Raw genomic sequence first — 18377 nt, forward strand, 5'->3', positions numbered from 1 at the left:
AAACTTGTTCAAAAGTATAAAACCGAAACAAGAATGAAAAACCTAAAAATGAAAAAAAACCAACAATATAAAACACAGAATTAACAATAGCGTTGTCATAATAACTTAACGAAAAAACACTATAAATTAATATTAGAGTTAGAAAAAAAAATGATAAAAGGATAGAAGCCTTATTGACTCTACCATCAATAACTATACAATAAAAAAAGTAAAAGACGCCTAAAAGTGCAGTAATATATGGAGTAATTGCCGAGTACGTTCCTGGAATAAATGGTAATGACCAAAATGGCAAACTATAGACTATCAAACTCAACAAAATAAGCATTTAAAAAAACACCTTATCTATATATTTCCCTACGGTCTTGACATCAAAATCAACAGCTCTCTCTGTTGCTTTTTTAGAATATAAAACATATTTATTTTTATCTTCTAGAAATCTAATTGCTTTAACTATTTCATTTGAACATCGAACTTCTTCAGAAGAGTGGAATGATGATTCGTATGCAGCCAACTTACCCAAACTGAGCCCACTATTACCTTTTTCTATTATATAACCAGGACCACTATCACATTCAGTAGATATAACGGGAACTCCCAAAGACATTGCCTCAACCAACGAATTCCCGAAAGACTCCCATATAGATGGAAAAACAAACACATGAGACCGCTTTACTATACTATGCGGATTACTAACATTACCAAAAAATTCTACAGAGTCTCGTAAGTTCAATCTATCGACCAATAAATTCAGCTCTTCTTTCAAGTCACCCTCACCTAAAATTAATAATCGATAGTCATCTTTTAATTCGGTCATTGCATTTATCAAGTGCCAATGTCCTTTTTGTTTTGATAAACGCCCTGAAGTTACAATCACTTTACGACTATCATTAAGAAAATAATCGTCATGTTTACTCTCAACAATTAGAGCTCTCTCTTTAAGATCAGAAAGATAAAAAAAGTTATCAAAATACGCAATTTTTCTTTCGTCTATATTATAAAAACCAGAAATAGCTTTAATCATATCCTTTGAATTAGCATGAATAAGATCAGAATAAGGATAAAAGAATTTTAATAGTTTCGTCACCAATCCATTTAGTGGCAAATCCATGTTGGGATCTTGTCGTTCCGATATCACTATTTTCCCTTGTGAAAGTTTACCAGTAATAATATTGACTAGATTTGGTATATACATCATAGAAAAGACACAATCAGGTTTTAACTTAACTCTAAGATATAAAACACGGATAAGTGCAATAAAAAAACCTGGCCAACGCATTATTTTTTTATATAATTTGTGAATATTGTTATTTGAAAATCCAGCAGCCATAGGAATGTTTAGATTAACAAAATAATCACACTCTACTTTTATATTAACTGGAGTTGAATCATAACTAACAAGCAATACTCTATAATCATTTTCCTTAAGGTATTTACACAATTTTCTCGTACTCTCGGCCACACCACCTTGGTATAAATCAGTAGTTATAAGCATCACTGTTTTCATAAAAAATTCTCGCTTTCCTTTAACTTGGTGTAATGTTCAAGATCTCTATATGAAAAAACTTTAGCAGGATGCCCACCACAAATAGCTAGAGGAGGTATGTCTTCAACGACCGTACTTCCTGCTTGTACAATCGCTCCCTCCCCAATTGATACACCTGGAAGAATAGTAACATTTATACCTAACCAAACATTGTTACCTATATCAACATTGCGGACATCGTAGTCGCTACCATAAGGTAATGTGTTTGAGTTTTTATATTCATGATTTTCAGTTAAAATAATTCCCCCAAAACCACAATGAAACTTATGACCAATAGTAACTTTCCCGCGCCCTAAAACTCGAAGACCATTTGAGTTAAAATCATGCCCAATAAATGACTGATTATTGAAGCGAGTGTACCCATTAATTTTAGGATTATGACCTATTGCTCCTACCCTCTTACTGGCAAACCAAGTAAAAAACATCGTTTTTATTTTTTTAAACAACATTGACAATCTTAATTTTTTCATTTTTATCATAAGCCTTATATTGTTCTTCAACAAACTCTTTCCATTTAGAACAAATGAAATTTTCTGGAATTTTAAGTGATATGATATTCACATCATCAAAGAACATTGGTATAGTTTCAAAGCATGAGGAATAAAATCCCACCATATATTCAGATTTAAATATTAATGATTTGAATTCAATGGGTAAATACAATTCATCTATTAAAATGTCATTCATAGTGACATAATCTAGTTTTATTTTACTTTCTCGCCTATGTGGAATATATTTTATTTTTTTTCCTTTGAAATTTTTATAGATATAATCAATCAATATATCAATTAGTTTTATTTCACTCTCATAACTACATACACCAGCTTCGGAGAGAGGACTTCCTATAATATATATGTAACTATCATCGCGTATTTCCTTTACTTTATCATTATTCATCAAATAACTTTGAGTGAAGGAGTAATCATTAAATTCATAGTGTATTTTTTTACCGTTGATAAGATCAGGCAAACCAATAAATGACGTGAAAAACCTATATTCTTTTGGTCTTGTTAAAGGAAATATCTTCCTAAAACTTTGGTGACTTCGTTCAATCGTATTTTTTATTCTTCGAATAGCGTTACCATCATCCAAATAAACTATATTTTTCACAAAAGTCAAGTTTGACATGCAATGGTAATAATCTGACCTATACTCTCCAATTAATATCAAATCACTCCCAAGCAAGAACTTTAAAATCTTATATGTTTGAACTGGGCTCTTTATCATTCCAAAAAAATTCGAAGAAATATCTACCTCTAGAATGCTATCAACATCAATATCTACTAGCTTCAATAAGCTCATAATTACATTATAGTTAGCACTAGAGACCCCAGTATTTTTATTTATTACAAGCTTAAATTCATATTTTTCGTTTCTGAATTTATATTCAAAAAAGGACATCAACTGTAAAGGTGATTCTACTATTGCTACAACTTTCATTTAATTCCTTAATATAGCTAGACCCACTAGTATTAACTGAGTAAAAGAAGATATTACCACTGACAATACAAAATACATTATCCCTAAGTTAAAAAAATACGAGATTGCAATCAAACTCGCGAATACTATTGTTGAAGTAGTTGTAATTTTTGATAATAGTATATTTTTTTCCATAAAAAATAAATAATGGGATAAAAAAATGTATATTGAATGAAATGTTGTGCCCAATGCCAAAACAACAAAATAATCTCTTGATTGACTAAACTCGTCTCCGAATAATTCCCCCCACAATACATAGGCTATTCCTACATATGTAAAATTCAAGACAAAAAATAGCGGCGAAAAGCGAACTAAGATAAGGAAAAATTCATTTTTCCCTCTATTTTTTATTTTTTCATATAAAAAAGGTTGAGATATTTGGGAGATAGCAGACCATCCAACAAAGGTTATACTTGCCATAATAATAGATAGTGAATAAACACCTCCGATTTGTGGACCATAAATATTAATAACAATAACTCGGTCAAATAGTCCTCTCAACCAATACATTCCATGATGGACAAATAAGCTAGAACCATACTTAAGATTTTCTAATGTCGCACTTTTTAAGTAAGGAAGGGTATTGCTTATTGAACTTAATCTTATATTTTTACTAGATAGCAAGAAAAACTGTACAACAACACTAAGTGACATCAAAATTAATCTTATGTCTATAGTAGCATCATAATATTTAAATAATAAATAGGTTCCTAACTGTTGAATTATCATTGAAATTAATAGAGAACATATTGGTAATTTATATTTCCTATCACATCGATATAAAGCGATATTTTGCAGGCAAAATGCAGAAAATAAAGAGTATGTAATACCAAGAACGGCCCATGAAAAGTAATCAATAGATATTTCTAAGAAAATCAAAGAAGATGCATAGAATACCGTTGAGATTAATATCCCTGAACATAATAATTCTACCAACGATTTATTTGCTTCTTCCCTACCATTTTTTACATATTTAATAGAAACCAAGCTATTCCCACTGCTACCAATTACTATAATAAGTATATTAGTAATAGCCAATATAGCAGATAAGATACCAAAATCCGTTGCACCTAAGTAATTAGCTAAAACTGGAGTGATTAAAAATCCAGATATTTTGTAAAATAAATCAACAATTAAAAAGTAGAACATAATAAAAGTCAGTATTAATGTAATGCAGCTAAGAACCTATCCCAAAAGGGATTTATTCCAAACAATGAGGCCACAAGCAAAATGCAACATGGCCTCGTAGTTTTCGATTTTCTTTTCCCAACGAACAAGCAATCTACGATAACGGTTTAGCCAACTATGAGTTCGCTCCACAACCCAACGATGAGCCTTAAAATCATCCGATTGCTTCAAGCTCGCGGCCTCTTCAGCACGTGATTGAACATGGGGAATGTAGTTCAAAGCAACCAGTTCATCATGTAACCACTGGCCTGTATAACCTTTGTCTAGGTACAAAGGTACTTTCAGCGGCGGCCGATAACACTCTAGTGCATCTAATGTTTGAAGTACCAGCTTAATGTCGTGGACGTTTGCGCCATCGCTAACAACAGCCAGTGGCAATCCATTCGCATCCGTCAACAAACTGCGTTTTACGCCTTGTTTCGCACGGTCTGTTGGGTTCTTACCTGTTTTTTTTAGCCAGCTAAAGGTGCTTTAGTTTGGCACCCGTCCATTGATATGGAACTCCAATCAACCCCTTCGTAAATCAGGCTATTTTGCCAAAATCGCTCAAAGACTCCTGCATCTCGCCACTCTTGAAAACGACGATGTGCAGAGCTAAAGGAACAAATACCTGTCGCGTTAAGAGCATTCCACTGACAACCAGTTCTGAGAACAAAGAGGATGCCGTTCATAGCATCACGATTATCGACTCTCTTTCGATGTGTTCCTAGAGGATGGTTCGTCTTGTGGATTGGTAAAAGCGGCTCAATTTTTGCCCAAAGGGCGTCAGAGATTAGGTATTGTGTCGAATTCATTCACAGTATTTTCAATAGGTGTTGATTTACTCAGACAACACCTATTGAGATAGGTTCTAAGACACTACATTAACACTCTATCAGTATGGCATATCATAATTGGAGTAATTCTTCTAATCTTTTCAAACTATTCCAAAACCCTTCCCCGTTATTTTTATGTCCTTGCCATATTTCTGGTATCCAAGTACTTTCCGGAGCTTTTTCATTCAACTCTTTAAATATAAGATTGAAATCTATATCACCATCACCAATTTGTAATCCTTCACCATCAGCTCCCTTAGCATCAGAAATATGGTGATGAGCAGAGTATTTAGCGACTTTCTCTGTAAATTTATAAAGATCCCAGCCATAATAATTACAAGCTAGTGCCGTGTGTGATAAGTCGTAACAAATTCGAGCGTTGTTCTTCTCACAAAACTCTACAATCTCATCTTGTTCGACAAATAGATTGTGATACTGCTGTCCTCCAAAATGCCAAGGGAAAGGAGGCATTGTTTGAGGTATAAGCTCTACTCCTTCTGTGTCTAATTCTGAAAATGCTGCAGCGACCTTTTCATACATAGGCAACCTTTCTGAAGCAGAAACAAAACCTTCAGAGGTGAATCCCCCACAATTCACAACAATGCAGATGTTTTTGTTTTTATTTCGGAAGTGTTTTTTAACTTCTCGCGTCATATCAATTACACGCTGAAGATGAACTATGGATTGCTGACGATAACTTTCATCTGAAGAACATAGATCAAGAACATGATCATTCTCGAACAGCTCCGGAGCATGGATAGCTACATCCATATTATATTCTCCAACGAGATATTGTTTAATATCGACGTTCAAGTCTTTATAACTCAAATGAAACTCGATCATCTCTAACTCTCCCCCTTCGCAAATAGTAGCAAAGTCATGATACCTAACCGGAATACCATACTTTAAAGGGAGTTTGTACTTTTGTGCTTGAACAACGTTTCCGTCAATATCACTTTGGTAAAAAAAGTCATTTTTAGGAATATCACGAACAGCTACACGATTAACTAATTCAGATAATTTATAGGGAGCTAAGCCTTTTCCTGGAGATTTTACAGTCAACATATCTTCTTTGATTATATCTCCTTTTTTAATATCGACGTTTGCTACAACACTCTTTGCGAGAGTCTCACGATTCATCATCTCGCCTTGAGTTATAGTTTTGGATATATCAGGGCTACCTAGAGATTCTTCTACTGCGCGAATTGCTTTTACCATCTCTTTAAACTCATGAGGCAATAGACTCACTTTATGGTCGTTTCCTTCCATCGATTTATCAATAGTAAAGTGTTTTTCAATGATCTTAGCACCTAATGGTATACTGGCAATAGGTATTGCATAACCACGCTCATGACCGGAATAGCCGACTACTGTACGTCCTAAGGATTTCAAGCGTTCCAAATACGTCAAGTTAACATCTTTAAAAGGTGCTGGGTATGTAGAATTACAATGAAGTAAAGCAAAAGTCGCAGATTGTGCTTCTAATAATTCGACAGCTGAAATAATTTCTTGCTCAACACTCATTCCCGTAGATAATATAAGCGGCAGATTCTTTTCTGATAAGAATTTAAGTAGTCTATGGTTTGTTAAATCCGCAGAGGCCACTTTAAAACCAGAAATACCAATTTTCTCTAGTTTGTCCGCACTCGCTTCATCAAATGGAGTACATAGAGCTAATATGCCTTTTTGCTTACAATATTTAAATAATTCAATAAACTCTTCATCGGACAACTGAAAACGCTTTAGAAGATCAAGGACATATTGAGCTCCCAAATCTTGTGATGCATCCTCATCATCACCTTCATTATTATACATCGTTGCCATATCACGCATTTGGAATTTTACGCAATCGGCACCAGCATCTATAGCCAAGTCAACAAGTTCTTTTGCTAACTTTAATGACCCATTATGGTTATTACCAATCTCCGCAATAATAAATGAAGGCTCTTTATCACCAATCTTACAGTTTCCAATTTCTATTACTGGCTCATCATTACCAATAACACCAATAAGTAGACCAGATTTATCTAAAATTGGGACATTTTTAATTTTAGAAGATAATAGATTGTAGCCGTTAGAAATTGGTTGATCATTATAAATATACTTAAAATCTTTATTAATGGCGTTTAATACAGAAGACTTTAGATCTAGACTTTTTTCTATTAAATACCTTCGGATATCTCCATCCGCTAAAGACCCTATTACGGATTCATTGTGGTCAACAACAAATAGAATCTTGGTTTTTTTCTCAGATAGTTTTTCTAAAGCCTGGATAAGAGTTTCTTTATAACCAATTTTAAAACTTTCAACATTTCTATTAATATACATTTCTATTTACTCATCAACTTTTTAATAATTTCAAAATCTACCGGAGTATCAATTTCATAACCAGTTTCTTCATCCATAATATGCACACCGACGTTTCCGTTTAACCTACATTTTGTTTTTAAAAGATCACTAGTTTTCATTACATATATCGAACCATTCTCTTGAAACTCAGATATTTCTTGGCGCATTTTTCGATGTTGTGGATCATAGTTAACTGGTTCTGCAATCCCATTTGCATTAACTCGCCACAAAAATTTGTGATTTTCTACTACGCTCAAAGCACTATCATAACTATTTGATAAAACTAACTCTAAACATTCAGATATATCGGAAGGTTTTCGTATAGGACTAGTACATTGGAGAAATACGACATGTGACACGCTCTCTCCTCTTTTATGAAATTCCTTAACACAGTGAATTAAAGCATCTTCAGAGCTAGCTAAATCCCCACTAATTTCTTGAGGCCGCATTATTACTTCAGCACCATACTCCCTCGATATATCAGCAATTTCATTACAATCAGTGCTGACTACCACATGGTCAATATTTTTTGTATTAGAAGCTTGCTCAATCGTATACGCAATTAAAGGTTTATTGTTTAATTCTTTAATGTTTTTTTTAGGTACCCCTTTTGAACCACCTCTAGCTGGGATTATTGCAATTACATTAATGTCTTTCATAGTTATAAATCTTCACTTCTAAATGCGTATTTTAATAATAAAAAGGTCATACTAAGCACTAATCCGACTAAAGTGCTTAATACAACAATTATGCTTCTTTTAGGTTCGCTTTTAACTTCCGGAACTATTGCTGGATCTATTACTTTAAAAATAAACTCATCTTGAACTTCAGCCAACATTAAGCTTTTTGTTTGATCTTCTATCAGTTTGTAAAAAGTACTTCTCATATCAGCAACTGCTGTCTTTTCCAACTGGGAATTCAAATAAGTTAAGTTCTGTGAAGTTTCAGCTATAGTTCGTTCACGCATTACCTTATTGATATCCTCGACCAACCAACTAACCCAATCCTTAGCAACATAAGGAGAGAAATAACTAATGGAAATTATATACAGTCCACTTTCTTTATCTTGGGTAATGCTTAAAACATCTTTACTAAATACTTCAAAAGCTTCAATAGATGTTGGTTTTGAACCTCTCAAACCTTTTGGTTTTCGCAACCATTCTTTTGATTTCGGATTATAAATACCCTCATCAATAATCAATTGGTTCTTTGACAAGTCCCATCCTTTGACCGCCATTAAAGGTATTAGTAAGTCATGTCTTTCAATAAATTTTTCAATAAATTTTCTAGATTTTATAACCTCTACAGCTAAATTAGTTTGTGATAAATCACTGCCACCAATATTAACTCCGGCCAATGCTGCTAAACCGCCAAGTTGCCCAGCCATTTTTGAGAGACCGCCTCCGTTTGAACTTTCTGCAGGAGCCAACAAAGCGTCGGCTTTGTATATATTTGGCAAATTCAGTGCATAAAATACGGAGCCTATAGCAAACACAAATGTTGTAGCAATAATGATCCACTTACCTTTCCATAACGCTTTGAATAGTTCGCGTAAGTCGATTTCGTCATTGGTAAATTGGGGGTTGGGCGGGTATGGTAGATAATTTGGATTGGGCTCTTTTTGTGGTTCCATTAGTATTTAATCCTAAGCTCTGAGGTTCGTTATACTGGACTCAGAGATTGGTGAAATTTGAGAGATTATTCTCCGACTTTCAAAACACAACCGCGCTGTGACAAGATTCCTAGTCTCGCTCCGGCTCGCTGGAATGACGGGCTACGGCTTAATAATGCCACTATTGGTGTTAAGAGTAGTATTTGCCGTTTTGATTAATAATGTTCATTAAGTCGAGCTTATGTAACTTCTATCGTTACATAAGCTCTTACTATTATTGTATTTCTAATCTTGTTTTAAGCTGTTCGGAATAACCTTGTCGTTCCTTACTTCAACGCGTTGATCGCTACACCTGTTTGGTAAAGGATCTGCGTGGCAGCAGTCCAAGTACTTAATGCATCGCGGTAGTCGGTATCAATTGGTACAACAATAGTATCGCCTGCTTTTAGCTCTTCATGATTATTACCGAACCAGTAGCCTGATGTTGGTTTGTAAACCGACCCGTCTGCGCGTACAACGAAGATACGGTCTTCGTCTGCTTGTTTTTTCGCACCGCCGGCTTTGTTCAAGTAATCATCCACATCTAGCTTGTTATCCAGCAGATATGTAATTGGAACTTGAACTTCCCCCATGATCGAAACCGTGTTGCGGAAGGTCGGTACAAATAGGAAGTCACCGTCTTCTAACATAAAGTCCGCAGAACGCTCGTCTTTTAGGATACGATTAAGCTGTACGACCATACGTCCAAGGGCTTTACTGCGGCTTGCTTCTTCAACAAACTTGAGTGTTTTATCAGGGTCTGAGATCACCGACCCCATATTGCTGTCTGCACGGAAGGTTTTCTTCGCGGTTTCTGCTCGCATATCTGCGGCATATTGGTTTAATAGCTTTTGCTCTTTAAGACGTAAAGCCTCACGAGTAAAGATAGCCCCTTGCGGGTGTGCAAATTCGGTTAGACCACCAGCACGTTCAAGCAACTCGCCTAAGGTCTCGCCTTGACGGACAGTATAAGTACCAGGGAAGCGAACTTCGCCTTGCAGTGTTACTGTGCTTTGCAGTTTGACATTTGGCTTCTCAAGAATGTTTAGGCGATCACGACCAACAATAACGACATCGTCAGCGGAACTGCCCTTGATAGCTTGGCGTAAATCAATACGCTCAACATTAATAGAAGCGCGCTCATCTCTACTGTTTATTACTGTACGAGCTAACTCGGCGTTGATGGTGAATGCGTTATAAGTTAAACCACCAGCAGCTTCAATTAAGGTAGAAACCGTCATACGTGGGGTGATTGGGTAACGCCCAGGGTGTTTTACCTCACCGAAGACTTCTGCAATCTGCGGAGCCAAACCCAAACGCGATTGCTGTTGAAGCTGCAGCAAAACAGGAGCAAGTAACGTGCGGCGCGTATTTTGTTTTAATGCTTCAAAGTCTTCTTTGGTAATTTCTTTACCACGGAATATGATTTTCGGCTGTTCTGATTCTTCAGTTGAAGATAGCACCTTCGACATATTGTCTGTCGCTGAAGGTATTGCAACAGAAGAGCTCATAACTTCTTGCTCTTTTTGTTGATCCAGCTCGGCTTTAAACTGTGCTTGCTCAAGCGTTTTCGCTTTCGTAACCGTATCTTGATTTGCAAGGGTATCTAAATCTTCATTATTGAAACGGTTAAATACCAGCACTCGGTCACGTGAGTTTAACTTTAGGTTATCTTTGCCGCTCGGCGAAAGAATCGCGTTAGCAAGGTTAATTTGATAAACCTCGATGTCACGTTGTGGGTTAATCTCACGAACAACTACAGCATAGTTTACATCTGCAGTAGAATTAAATGAGGTATCAACGGATTGGAATAAGTCTGCGATTCGCAGACCGTTCTTCCACTCAATAAAGCCGGGATGACGAACATCACCTTCAATTTGTACGTAACGAGTCAATTCTTCACTCTTCTTCAGTACATTAACGGCGTCACCATCTTTGACTTTAGTTTGCTGGTCATGTGACTGGCTAAAGTTCAGTGTTAATACATCGCGAGAACCTTTCGCTGCATAACGCTTCACTTCAATTTGATCGCTATAAGCGTTAGCGGTAAAACCGCCAGCCATTTGAATCGCTTGCTTATAGGTTTCACCTGGTTTGATTTCATAGATTGCGGGGCGGTTTACTTCACCATCAATTGAAATCGTGTTACCCAATGCGCCGATGAAGACCACGTCTCCTGGTAATAAGCGAATGTCGTTACGCGCATCACCTTTAAGTAACAGGTCGTACATATCAAGTTTACGAATAACCTGACCATTACGCTTAAGTTGCACGTTACGCAGGGCACCACTCTCACTAAAGCCACCACTGTAATAAATCGCTTGAGAGATTGTGGTTAGTGCACTAACTGTGTAAGCACCTGGTTTGTACGCATCACCCATAACAAAAACTTGCATGGTGCGCATTTCACCTAGCGAAATGTCGCTGCGCACACCAATCATTTGCTCTTTTACTCGCTGGTTTAGAGAATCACGCACATTAGAGAATGCCATGCCGGCCACGTGAACAGGACCAAGGGAAGGGAAGTTGATGATGCCTGCACGATTAACACGAAGACGATGCGTTGTGTTCTCTTTACCAAAAAGTTGGATAACGATTTCATCACCAGCTCCTACCGTGTAGTCAGCAGGCACAGGTACATCACTGATTGGTGCAAACGTCGTCGGTGAACCAGCAAATAAATCTAGACCAAAACGCTTTAAACCTTGTTCACCTTTTTCTGAGTCTTCTGAGTCGTTAGCTTTTGCCTCAATAGCACTACTAGCAGCCGGGCGTTGCTCAATCACTTGAGGGTTCTGATAACTACTTGGCTGAGAAGAAGCGCCGGAAGGAATAGAGATACCATACTTACTCGCCAATGCTTGTTGCTGGTCTGCTGGCAAGTTCTGAAACATTTGAATTTGTTCTGGGGTTGGAGTCTGCGCATGAGTAAGTGGCGCAAATAGGCTTGCTAGAATGCAAGCACCTATCGAGAAATATCCTTTGAGCATGATAATTCGCTATTTAAAGTCAGGAGTTAAAAATCCTAGCCACAAAACTAGGCGCTAGGTCTTTAATTAAAATCGGTGTTGAAAGCCAAGAGTAAGTGCGTTCAAGCGTGCCTGGTCTTCAGATGTGCTATCAACAAACTCAAAAACAACTGCATTCTGCTTGTCCAAAGCATAATGCATACCTAAGCCAAAGCTAAAGCCTTGATCTTTATTAGGGCCTACATTTTGTTGGTCGATCTGGACACTAGAATAACCGGCAAGTCCGTAAAGTGCTACACGCTCGGAGACAGGCATATTCAACTTAATAAAACCACTCGCAAGACTATCTACTGCAAGTCCGCTATCTCGTTGTACAGAAGTTCCGTAACGTGCTTCAAAAGCGAGGTAATCATTGAAGAAGTAACCAGCTTGCGCTTGAAGAAGGAAAGGGTTTCCCTCGGTTACTGGAGAAGAGGAATGATGAAATTCAGCGTTAGAGTAACTTACTAACGCACCAGCATAAAAATCTGCTGAGGCAGAAAATGAGCACAAGCCTAAGCTGATTGCACTCAACGCCCCTAGCCATGGTCGTTTATTAATCACGTAAGTGTTCCTTGGGTGTCGACTGACCGCTGCACATTATGAACGACGTGCGCAGTGAATGCCTGTTAACTTTTTTCAATTTCGCTTGTGCGTTTACACGCTACCGCCCGGCGGCATTACGCGTTAGCCACTGTTCGCTGATTCCCGATTCATTCGGTTTATTGATATAAATATTCTTTTTAAGCCTCACTTTTGCGACTAACCGTTCAAAAAAACAATCTTTTATAAACGCAACACAAAAGCTGGCAAATTATGCATGTATTAGCGCAAAACGGCAAGGGGGCAAAAACGTCTCAGATTTCTGTTTATGGTTCGTGAATTCTCACGAATGAGAAAAACACTGGCTGCCAGCCTCTTAAAACAGAACACAACTACGGATGCATTGAGTAAAAATGTGAACGTTTGCGTAAATTCAGAGGTGACCGGAAATAACGCAGTCGAAGACGCATTTTGATTCAGTACAAATATCAAACCTAAGCAGCTCTCTCTTCTCAATTTTGCAACAACTCTTCTTTAACGTTAGGTAAATTCACATAGGAAACTATTTACATGCTGATTGTTTTTTAACTAAAATGACTAGTGGTATGTTCTAAACAGACCAAACATCGATGTTTTAAAATCTGAAATACAAGGATTAATAATGAAGAACACAGCTCTAGCTATTCTTATGGCTTTAAGCGCATCAACTGCATTTGCAGCTGAAGAAGCAGGTTCTGCTGGTGCAGCATCTGCGTCTGCAACTGGTACAACTGCAGTAGCGGTAGGTGCAGCAGCAGCAGTAACTGTAGTAGCAGTTGCAGCGTCAGACAGCGATTCAACTTCAACTTCTACTTCTACTTCTACTTCTACTTCAGCAACTAAATAATTTTTTAGTTTTGTAGATATTGAAACAATCGCCCTGATCTATTCAGGGCGATTTTATTTGTAATGAGGGAATGATGAACACCTTTCTATCGCTAAAATGGATGCGCTTACTTATTGCCCTACCTTTACTGAGCTCAATCTTCGGCTGTACACAAAAATTTAATGACGTATCCGCTACAGTCCAGGAAGCTTATGGCAACTACATCGATGTCGAACTAACTCCAGAAGAAGTTGAAGCCGTTCCTTATGCTAGTGCTTACTTAAAAATTGGTGACCAAAAACAGGTCTTCGTAGTGTTGGCCTTTGCTGAGCAAAACCCATTAACTGGCAATACCCAATTAAAGTGGGTAAGTGCGGACAAGGCAATGGTGGTAACAGAAAACGGTCATATCGTTAAAACTATTGGCTTGCAAACCACCAATCTAGCAGGCATTTATGGCAACGTTCCTGCCTACTCAGCGCCCTCTGCACAATATTCTCTTTCTTACGATTGGGCTGACAAATACCGTTATGGGTTCCCGGCTAAAGTCCAACGTTCTCGTCAAGGTAAAGAAACCGTCATCACCCCTATTTCATCTACCTCTACTGATGTTTATACCGAGGTTGTAACGTTTACTAGCTTAGAAAAAACTGTAGAGAACCAATACTGGGTAAACGGTAAAGGAGAAGTAGTGAAAACACGTCAACACTTAGGTCCAAACATGGTGCCTGTTGAATTGACGATTCTGAAAGGGTACAGCAAATCATGAATAAGAGACTGCTATCTTTATTAAGCCTAAGCTTAACGGCAACGATTCTGGCGACACCGACTACCGTTCAAGCTCAAAATCACACCTCACCACCGCTCAATATAGAACTTGTCGGAACGGGCAAAGCATTGCAATTCCCACAAGCGGCACGTTTAGAGAGCGTACTTAAGCATGCACAAGAACAACAAATCGCCCTGCAATACCCTTTAGCTGTGACTCTATTTGATAACGCCGAAACCGCAGTGCAAGAAAGTACTGCCTTAAAGAATTCGGTGTTAAACCAAATGATTCAACATAATTTAGTTGCGCACCCATTTTACAAGTTTATCCAACGAAGCCAGTTTGCACCTCGCGTGCTGTCGGCCATTGATGTTGATCGCATCCGTCTGGATAAATTTGATAACCCTCTTTTACAAGGTCAACTTGCGTTAAGTGCACCAAAACGTGAAGAAAAAGTGTTGTATGTGGGTAACTTGGAAAAAGTCTACGCGGTAGAAAACCAAACGGGTGTCGCTCTGCATGAACAGATCGATAACCTACGTTCAAGTGATATTGATGAGCTTTCCTATCCGCCAATCCTAATTTATCCGGATGGCAAGGTTATTCATCCTCACCATGGCAGTTGGTTAACCACTCAATATTACTTGCCGCCACTTACCATTGTGTATATCCCATTTGATGAGTTCGAAACATCACAAATGGATAAAGACATTGTCGCTCTGCTTGCACAACGTAAACCAACCTCATCGAAGAACTAAACATGAACCTGATCAGAACCAGTTTATCCCTTTCTTTAATGGGTCCAGCGTTGGTGTGGGCTCAAGACATACCTTTTGAAGTGCCGCCATTGCAACCATCACAAATGGACTTTGGTGGTGTCGGCTTAATGCAGATGCCTACAGGTCGTATGGCACCTGAAGGCGAGTTTAACTTTGCTATTACCGGTAGCGACGAGTACCTATTTTACAATGTGACTTTGCAAGTGATGCCATGGCTAGAAACGACCATTCGTTACACCATGGTGAACGATCTTTTCTACAGTAACGATCCGAGCTTTTCGGGTGATACCAAGTACACCGACAAGGGAATCGACTTTAAAGTTCGCTTGTTAGAAGAATCCGAGTACCTGCCAGAGCTTTCGGTTGGTGTGCGTGACTTTGCAGGCACCGGTCTTTTTGATGGTGAGTTTGTTGCTGCGACAAAGCGTTACTCTAACCCAAACCTTGGTACCTTTGATTTCACTTTGGGTATGGGCTGGGGCTACTTAGGTACGCGCGACAACATCAGCAACCCTGCATGTAAGCTGTCCGATAGTTTCTGTGAACGCCCTTCTGATTACAAAGGTAATGGCGGTAGTGTGGATTTTGAACGTTGGTTCAAGGGTCCAGCCGCACTCTTTGGTGGTGTCGAGTATCAAACTTTGCACGCGCCACTGCGATTTAAGCTTGAATACGACAGCAACGATTACAGCGAAGATTTCCCAGTGGTACGTGGTGGTGTAGACATGACACCTCATACGCCTTGGAACTTTGGTGTTCTATATCGTTTAGGGCATATGGCAGATTTGCGCTTGAGCTACGAGCGCGGAGATACGTTAGTTGCTGGCGTGAGTCTTTACACTAACTTCAATGATATGCCGTCTTTCTGGCGTGATACACCAACACCAGAAGTTGAAGACAAGCAACCAGAACAACTGTCTGATGTAGATTGGGAACGTGTTACCGAGGAGCTGGATAAAATTGCTGGCTACCAAAATACCCAACTCTATGTTGAAGATAATACCGTTTCGGTTGTTGGCGAGCAGAAAAAGTATCGTGATCGCAATGAAGCTCATGAAAAAGCGGCGGCAGTCCTTTATAACGAAATGCCAGACAACATTGATACCTTTACTATCAATGAACGCAGTCGTGGTCTGATCGGCGATCAAACGGTTATTTCAAAAGAGAAATACCGTGACTTTGCAGAAGTTAACTACATCAATCCAAATATCGAAGATGCAACATCGACCTCGAGCGATAAACCGCAAGGTAAACCTGCTTACGATGGTTTTGAGCGCTTTGATTGGGGCTTTTCACCAAAACTGGCTCAGACCTTAGGCAACCCAGAAGAGTTCTATCTGTTCAGTGTCGGTTTAAGTGGTAGCGCGTCTTACTGGCTGACAGATAACCTAGAAATTGGTGGCTCGCTATACTGGGATTGGTACAACAACTACGACAAGTTTAACTACGTCACCCCACCAGACGGCACTTCGATTCCTCGTGTACGTACCATGTTCCGTGCTTATCAAAATGAACACGCGGTAACCATGTCCAACCTACAGTTAACTTGGTTCCAAGAGTATTCAGATACCATGGACCAGCAATTCTACGCGGGCTATCTGGAGAGCATGTTTGCCGGAGTCGGTACCGAGTTTCTTTACCGACCACAAGGAGCTAACTGGGCGATTGGCGCTGACGTTAACTTAATTTCTCAACGTGATCCACAAAGTTACTTCGGTGTTTACGATGAGAAATGGCAAAATGTGCCAGAATATGGACGTCCGTTCCAAGTTGTAGATAAAGGCTTTACTGGTTTTGTGTCGGGTTATTACTACCCTCAATGGGATTTCCTACAAGATTTGATGATTCAAGTTGATGTTGGTCAGTTCCTAGCGGGTGATATCGGTACACAAGTGAATGTATCTAAACAGTTCAAGAGTGGTGTCATTGCAGGTGCATTCGCATCAATCAGTGATTTGTCGGCTGACGAATTCGGTGAAGGTAGCTTTACTAAAGGCTTCTACATTTCGATTCCATTCGACATCATGACCGTTAAGCCAAGCAACAACCGTGCGTTCTTTAGCTGGCAACCATTGACTCGCGATGGCGGTCAGAAGCTAGGTCGTAAGTACAGCTTGATTGAGCTGACGGATGAGCGTAATCCTTGGTATCAACGCCCAAATACGTCAAACGCTAAATAACAGCCTACTTGAGGGAGCTTCGGCTCCCTTTTGTTTATTCCTCCCCCAAGTGCTCTATACCTTTCCTTTTCCTTCCAATAGCGCTAATTTCTGTTTCTTGCTAGAATTCCTGAGAAAATTTTAATCTATGGTGGAAGTCTTATGATCATCGTAACTGGTGGTGCTGGCATGATCGGCAGCAACATTGTTAAAGCACTAAACGAAACTGGTATTAACGATATCCTGGTTGTCGACAACCTAAAAAATGGCAAAAAGTTTAAGAACTTAGTTGATCTGGACATCACAGATTACATGGATCGTGACGACTTTCTGACCCAAATTATGGCGGGCGATGATTTTGGTCCGATTGAGGCAATTTTCCACGAAGGTGCTTGTTCTGCAACGACTGAGTGGGATGGTAAGTACATGATGCTAAACAATTACGAGTACTCTAAAGAGCTGCTGCATTACTGTTTAGATCGCGAGATTCCATTCCTATACGCTTCTTCAGCAGCCACTTACGGCGATACAGAGACTTTCGTTGAAGAACGCGAATACGAAGGCGCACTGAATGTATACGGTTACTCGAAACAGCAGTTTGATAACTACGTTCGTCGCCTATGGCAAGACGCTGAAGAACATGGTGAGACCCTTTCTCAAATCACTGGCTTCCGCTACTTCAACGTATATGGCCCACGTGAAGACCACAAAGGTAGCATGGCATCAGTTGCGTTCCACCTAAACAACCAACTTAACGCAGGTGAAAATCCTAAATTGTTCGCGGGCAGCGAATCATTCAAACGCGACTTCGTTTACGTTGGTGATGTATGTAAAGTTAACCTGTGGTTCTTAGAAAACGGCGTATCAGGCATTTTTAACTGTGGTACTGGCCGTGCTGAATCTTTTGAAGAGGTAGCAAAAGCAGTTATCAAGCATCATGGCAAAGGCCAAATTGAAACCATCCCATTCCCTGAGCACCTAAAAGGCGCTTACCAAGAATTCACACAAGCGGATCTGACCAAACTGCGCACCGCAGGTTGTGATGTTGAATTCAAGACAGTTGCAGAAGGCGTTGCCGAATACTTAACTATCCAAAACAGTTAAGCACCACAAGGTGGTAGAACCATAACCTGCCACCTTTACTCAAGTGCAATAGCCTGTATCATTCCTAACTATCTTTTTCTCATTTAAACCACTTCGCCCGTACACGAATAGGTAACTAGACACGC

15 protein-coding genes are annotated in these 18377 nt (G+C 39.0%); 5 read left to right on the top strand and 10 right to left on the bottom strand.

The window, feature by feature from the left end; translation table 11 throughout:
• Positions 1–325: 325 nt before the first annotated feature.
• The 10 genes from J4N40_RS15270 to J4N40_RS15315 all read right to left on the bottom strand — a co-directional run bounded on the left by J4N40_RS15270 (position 326) and on the right by J4N40_RS15315 (position 12597).
• Positions 326–1504 carry a glycosyltransferase gene (locus J4N40_RS15270; protein ID WP_064377256.1) on the bottom strand — a complete coding sequence of 393 codons (1179 nt, stop codon included), beginning with the start codon at positions 1502–1504 and terminating at the stop codon, positions 326–328.
• On the bottom strand, positions 1501–2013 hold the full coding sequence (locus tag J4N40_RS15275) for an acyltransferase (RefSeq protein ID WP_213869494.1): 513 nt from the start codon (positions 2011–2013) through the stop codon (positions 1501–1503). The genes J4N40_RS15270 and J4N40_RS15275 overlap by 4 nt, the downstream gene beginning before the upstream one ends.
• Entirely contained in the window at positions 1982–2983 is a 1002-nt protein-coding gene (locus J4N40_RS15280) for a hypothetical protein (protein WP_064377252.1), read from the bottom strand. The genes J4N40_RS15275 and J4N40_RS15280 overlap by 32 nt, the downstream gene beginning before the upstream one ends.
• Positions 2984–4171: a lipopolysaccharide biosynthesis protein gene (locus J4N40_RS15285; RefSeq protein WP_064377250.1), complete on the bottom strand. Its 1188-nt coding sequence runs from the start codon at positions 4169–4171 to the stop codon at positions 2984–2986.
• A gap of 36 nt (positions 4172–4207) precedes the next feature.
• Positions 4208–5004 (bottom strand): IS5 family transposase gene (locus J4N40_RS15290; protein WP_153015733.1). Its coding sequence is split into 2 segments (ribosomal slippage): positions 4208–4663 and positions 4666–5004, totalling 795 coding nucleotides; the frame shifts between segments, so codons are not numbered across the junction.
• A gap of 93 nt (positions 5005–5097) precedes the next feature.
• The gene (locus J4N40_RS15295; protein WP_064377247.1) at positions 5098–7353 is read right to left on the bottom strand and encodes an N-acetylneuraminate synthase family protein; all 2256 of its coding nucleotides are present in this window, start codon (positions 7351–7353) and stop codon (positions 5098–5100) included.
• 2 nt (positions 7354–7355) lie between these two features.
• Positions 7356–8033: an acylneuraminate cytidylyltransferase family protein gene (locus J4N40_RS15300; protein ID WP_064377245.1), complete on the bottom strand. Its 678-nt coding sequence runs from the start codon at positions 8031–8033 to the stop codon at positions 7356–7358.
• Positions 8034–8035: 2 nt separating this feature from the next.
• The gene (locus tag J4N40_RS15305) at positions 8036–9007 is read right to left on the bottom strand and encodes a Wzz/FepE/Etk N-terminal domain-containing protein (RefSeq protein WP_064377243.1); all 972 of its coding nucleotides are present in this window, start codon (positions 9005–9007) and stop codon (positions 8036–8038) included.
• 305 nt (positions 9008–9312) lie between these two features.
• A complete protein-coding gene (locus J4N40_RS15310) occupies positions 9313–12015 on the bottom strand; it encodes an SLBB domain-containing protein (RefSeq protein ID WP_064377242.1) in 2703 nt (900 codons plus the stop codon).
• 66 nt (positions 12016–12081) lie between these two features.
• A complete protein-coding gene (locus tag J4N40_RS15315; protein ID WP_033905977.1) occupies positions 12082–12597 on the bottom strand; it encodes a porin family protein in 516 nt (171 codons plus the stop codon).
• A 640-nt stretch (positions 12598–13237) separates the two neighbouring features.
• Here J4N40_RS15315 and J4N40_RS15320 point away from each other — a divergent pair.
• The 5 genes from J4N40_RS15320 to rfaD all read left to right on the top strand — a co-directional run bounded on the left by J4N40_RS15320 (position 13238) and on the right by rfaD (position 18252).
• Positions 13238–13462 carry a hypothetical protein gene (locus J4N40_RS15320; RefSeq protein WP_250654302.1) on the top strand — a complete coding sequence of 75 codons (225 nt, stop codon included), beginning with the start codon at positions 13238–13240 and terminating at the stop codon, positions 13460–13462.
• A 73-nt stretch (positions 13463–13535) separates the two neighbouring features.
• Positions 13536–14210, top strand: a complete 675-nt coding sequence (locus tag J4N40_RS15325; protein ID WP_064377038.1) for a YjbF family lipoprotein — start codon at positions 13536–13538, stop codon at positions 14208–14210.
• Complete coding sequence (locus tag J4N40_RS15330; protein ID WP_064377037.1) at positions 14207–14968, top strand: capsule biosynthesis GfcC family protein; 762 nt, start codon at positions 14207–14209, stop codon at positions 14966–14968. Before J4N40_RS15325 ends, J4N40_RS15330 begins: the two co-directional genes overlap by 4 nt.
• Positions 14969–14970: 2 nt before the next feature.
• A complete protein-coding gene (locus tag J4N40_RS15335) occupies positions 14971–17169 on the top strand; it encodes a YjbH domain-containing protein (RefSeq protein ID WP_064377036.1) in 2199 nt (732 codons plus the stop codon).
• A 141-nt stretch (positions 17170–17310) separates the two neighbouring features.
• A complete protein-coding gene (rfaD, locus tag J4N40_RS15340) occupies positions 17311–18252 on the top strand; it encodes an ADP-glyceromanno-heptose 6-epimerase (RefSeq protein ID WP_046874091.1) in 942 nt (313 codons plus the stop codon).
• Positions 18253–18377: the final 125 nt, after the last annotated feature.

This window comes from Vibrio sp. SCSIO 43097 (assembly GCF_023650755.1).
Lineage (GTDB): Bacteria > Pseudomonadota > Gammaproteobacteria > Enterobacterales > Vibrionaceae > Vibrio > Vibrio alginolyticus.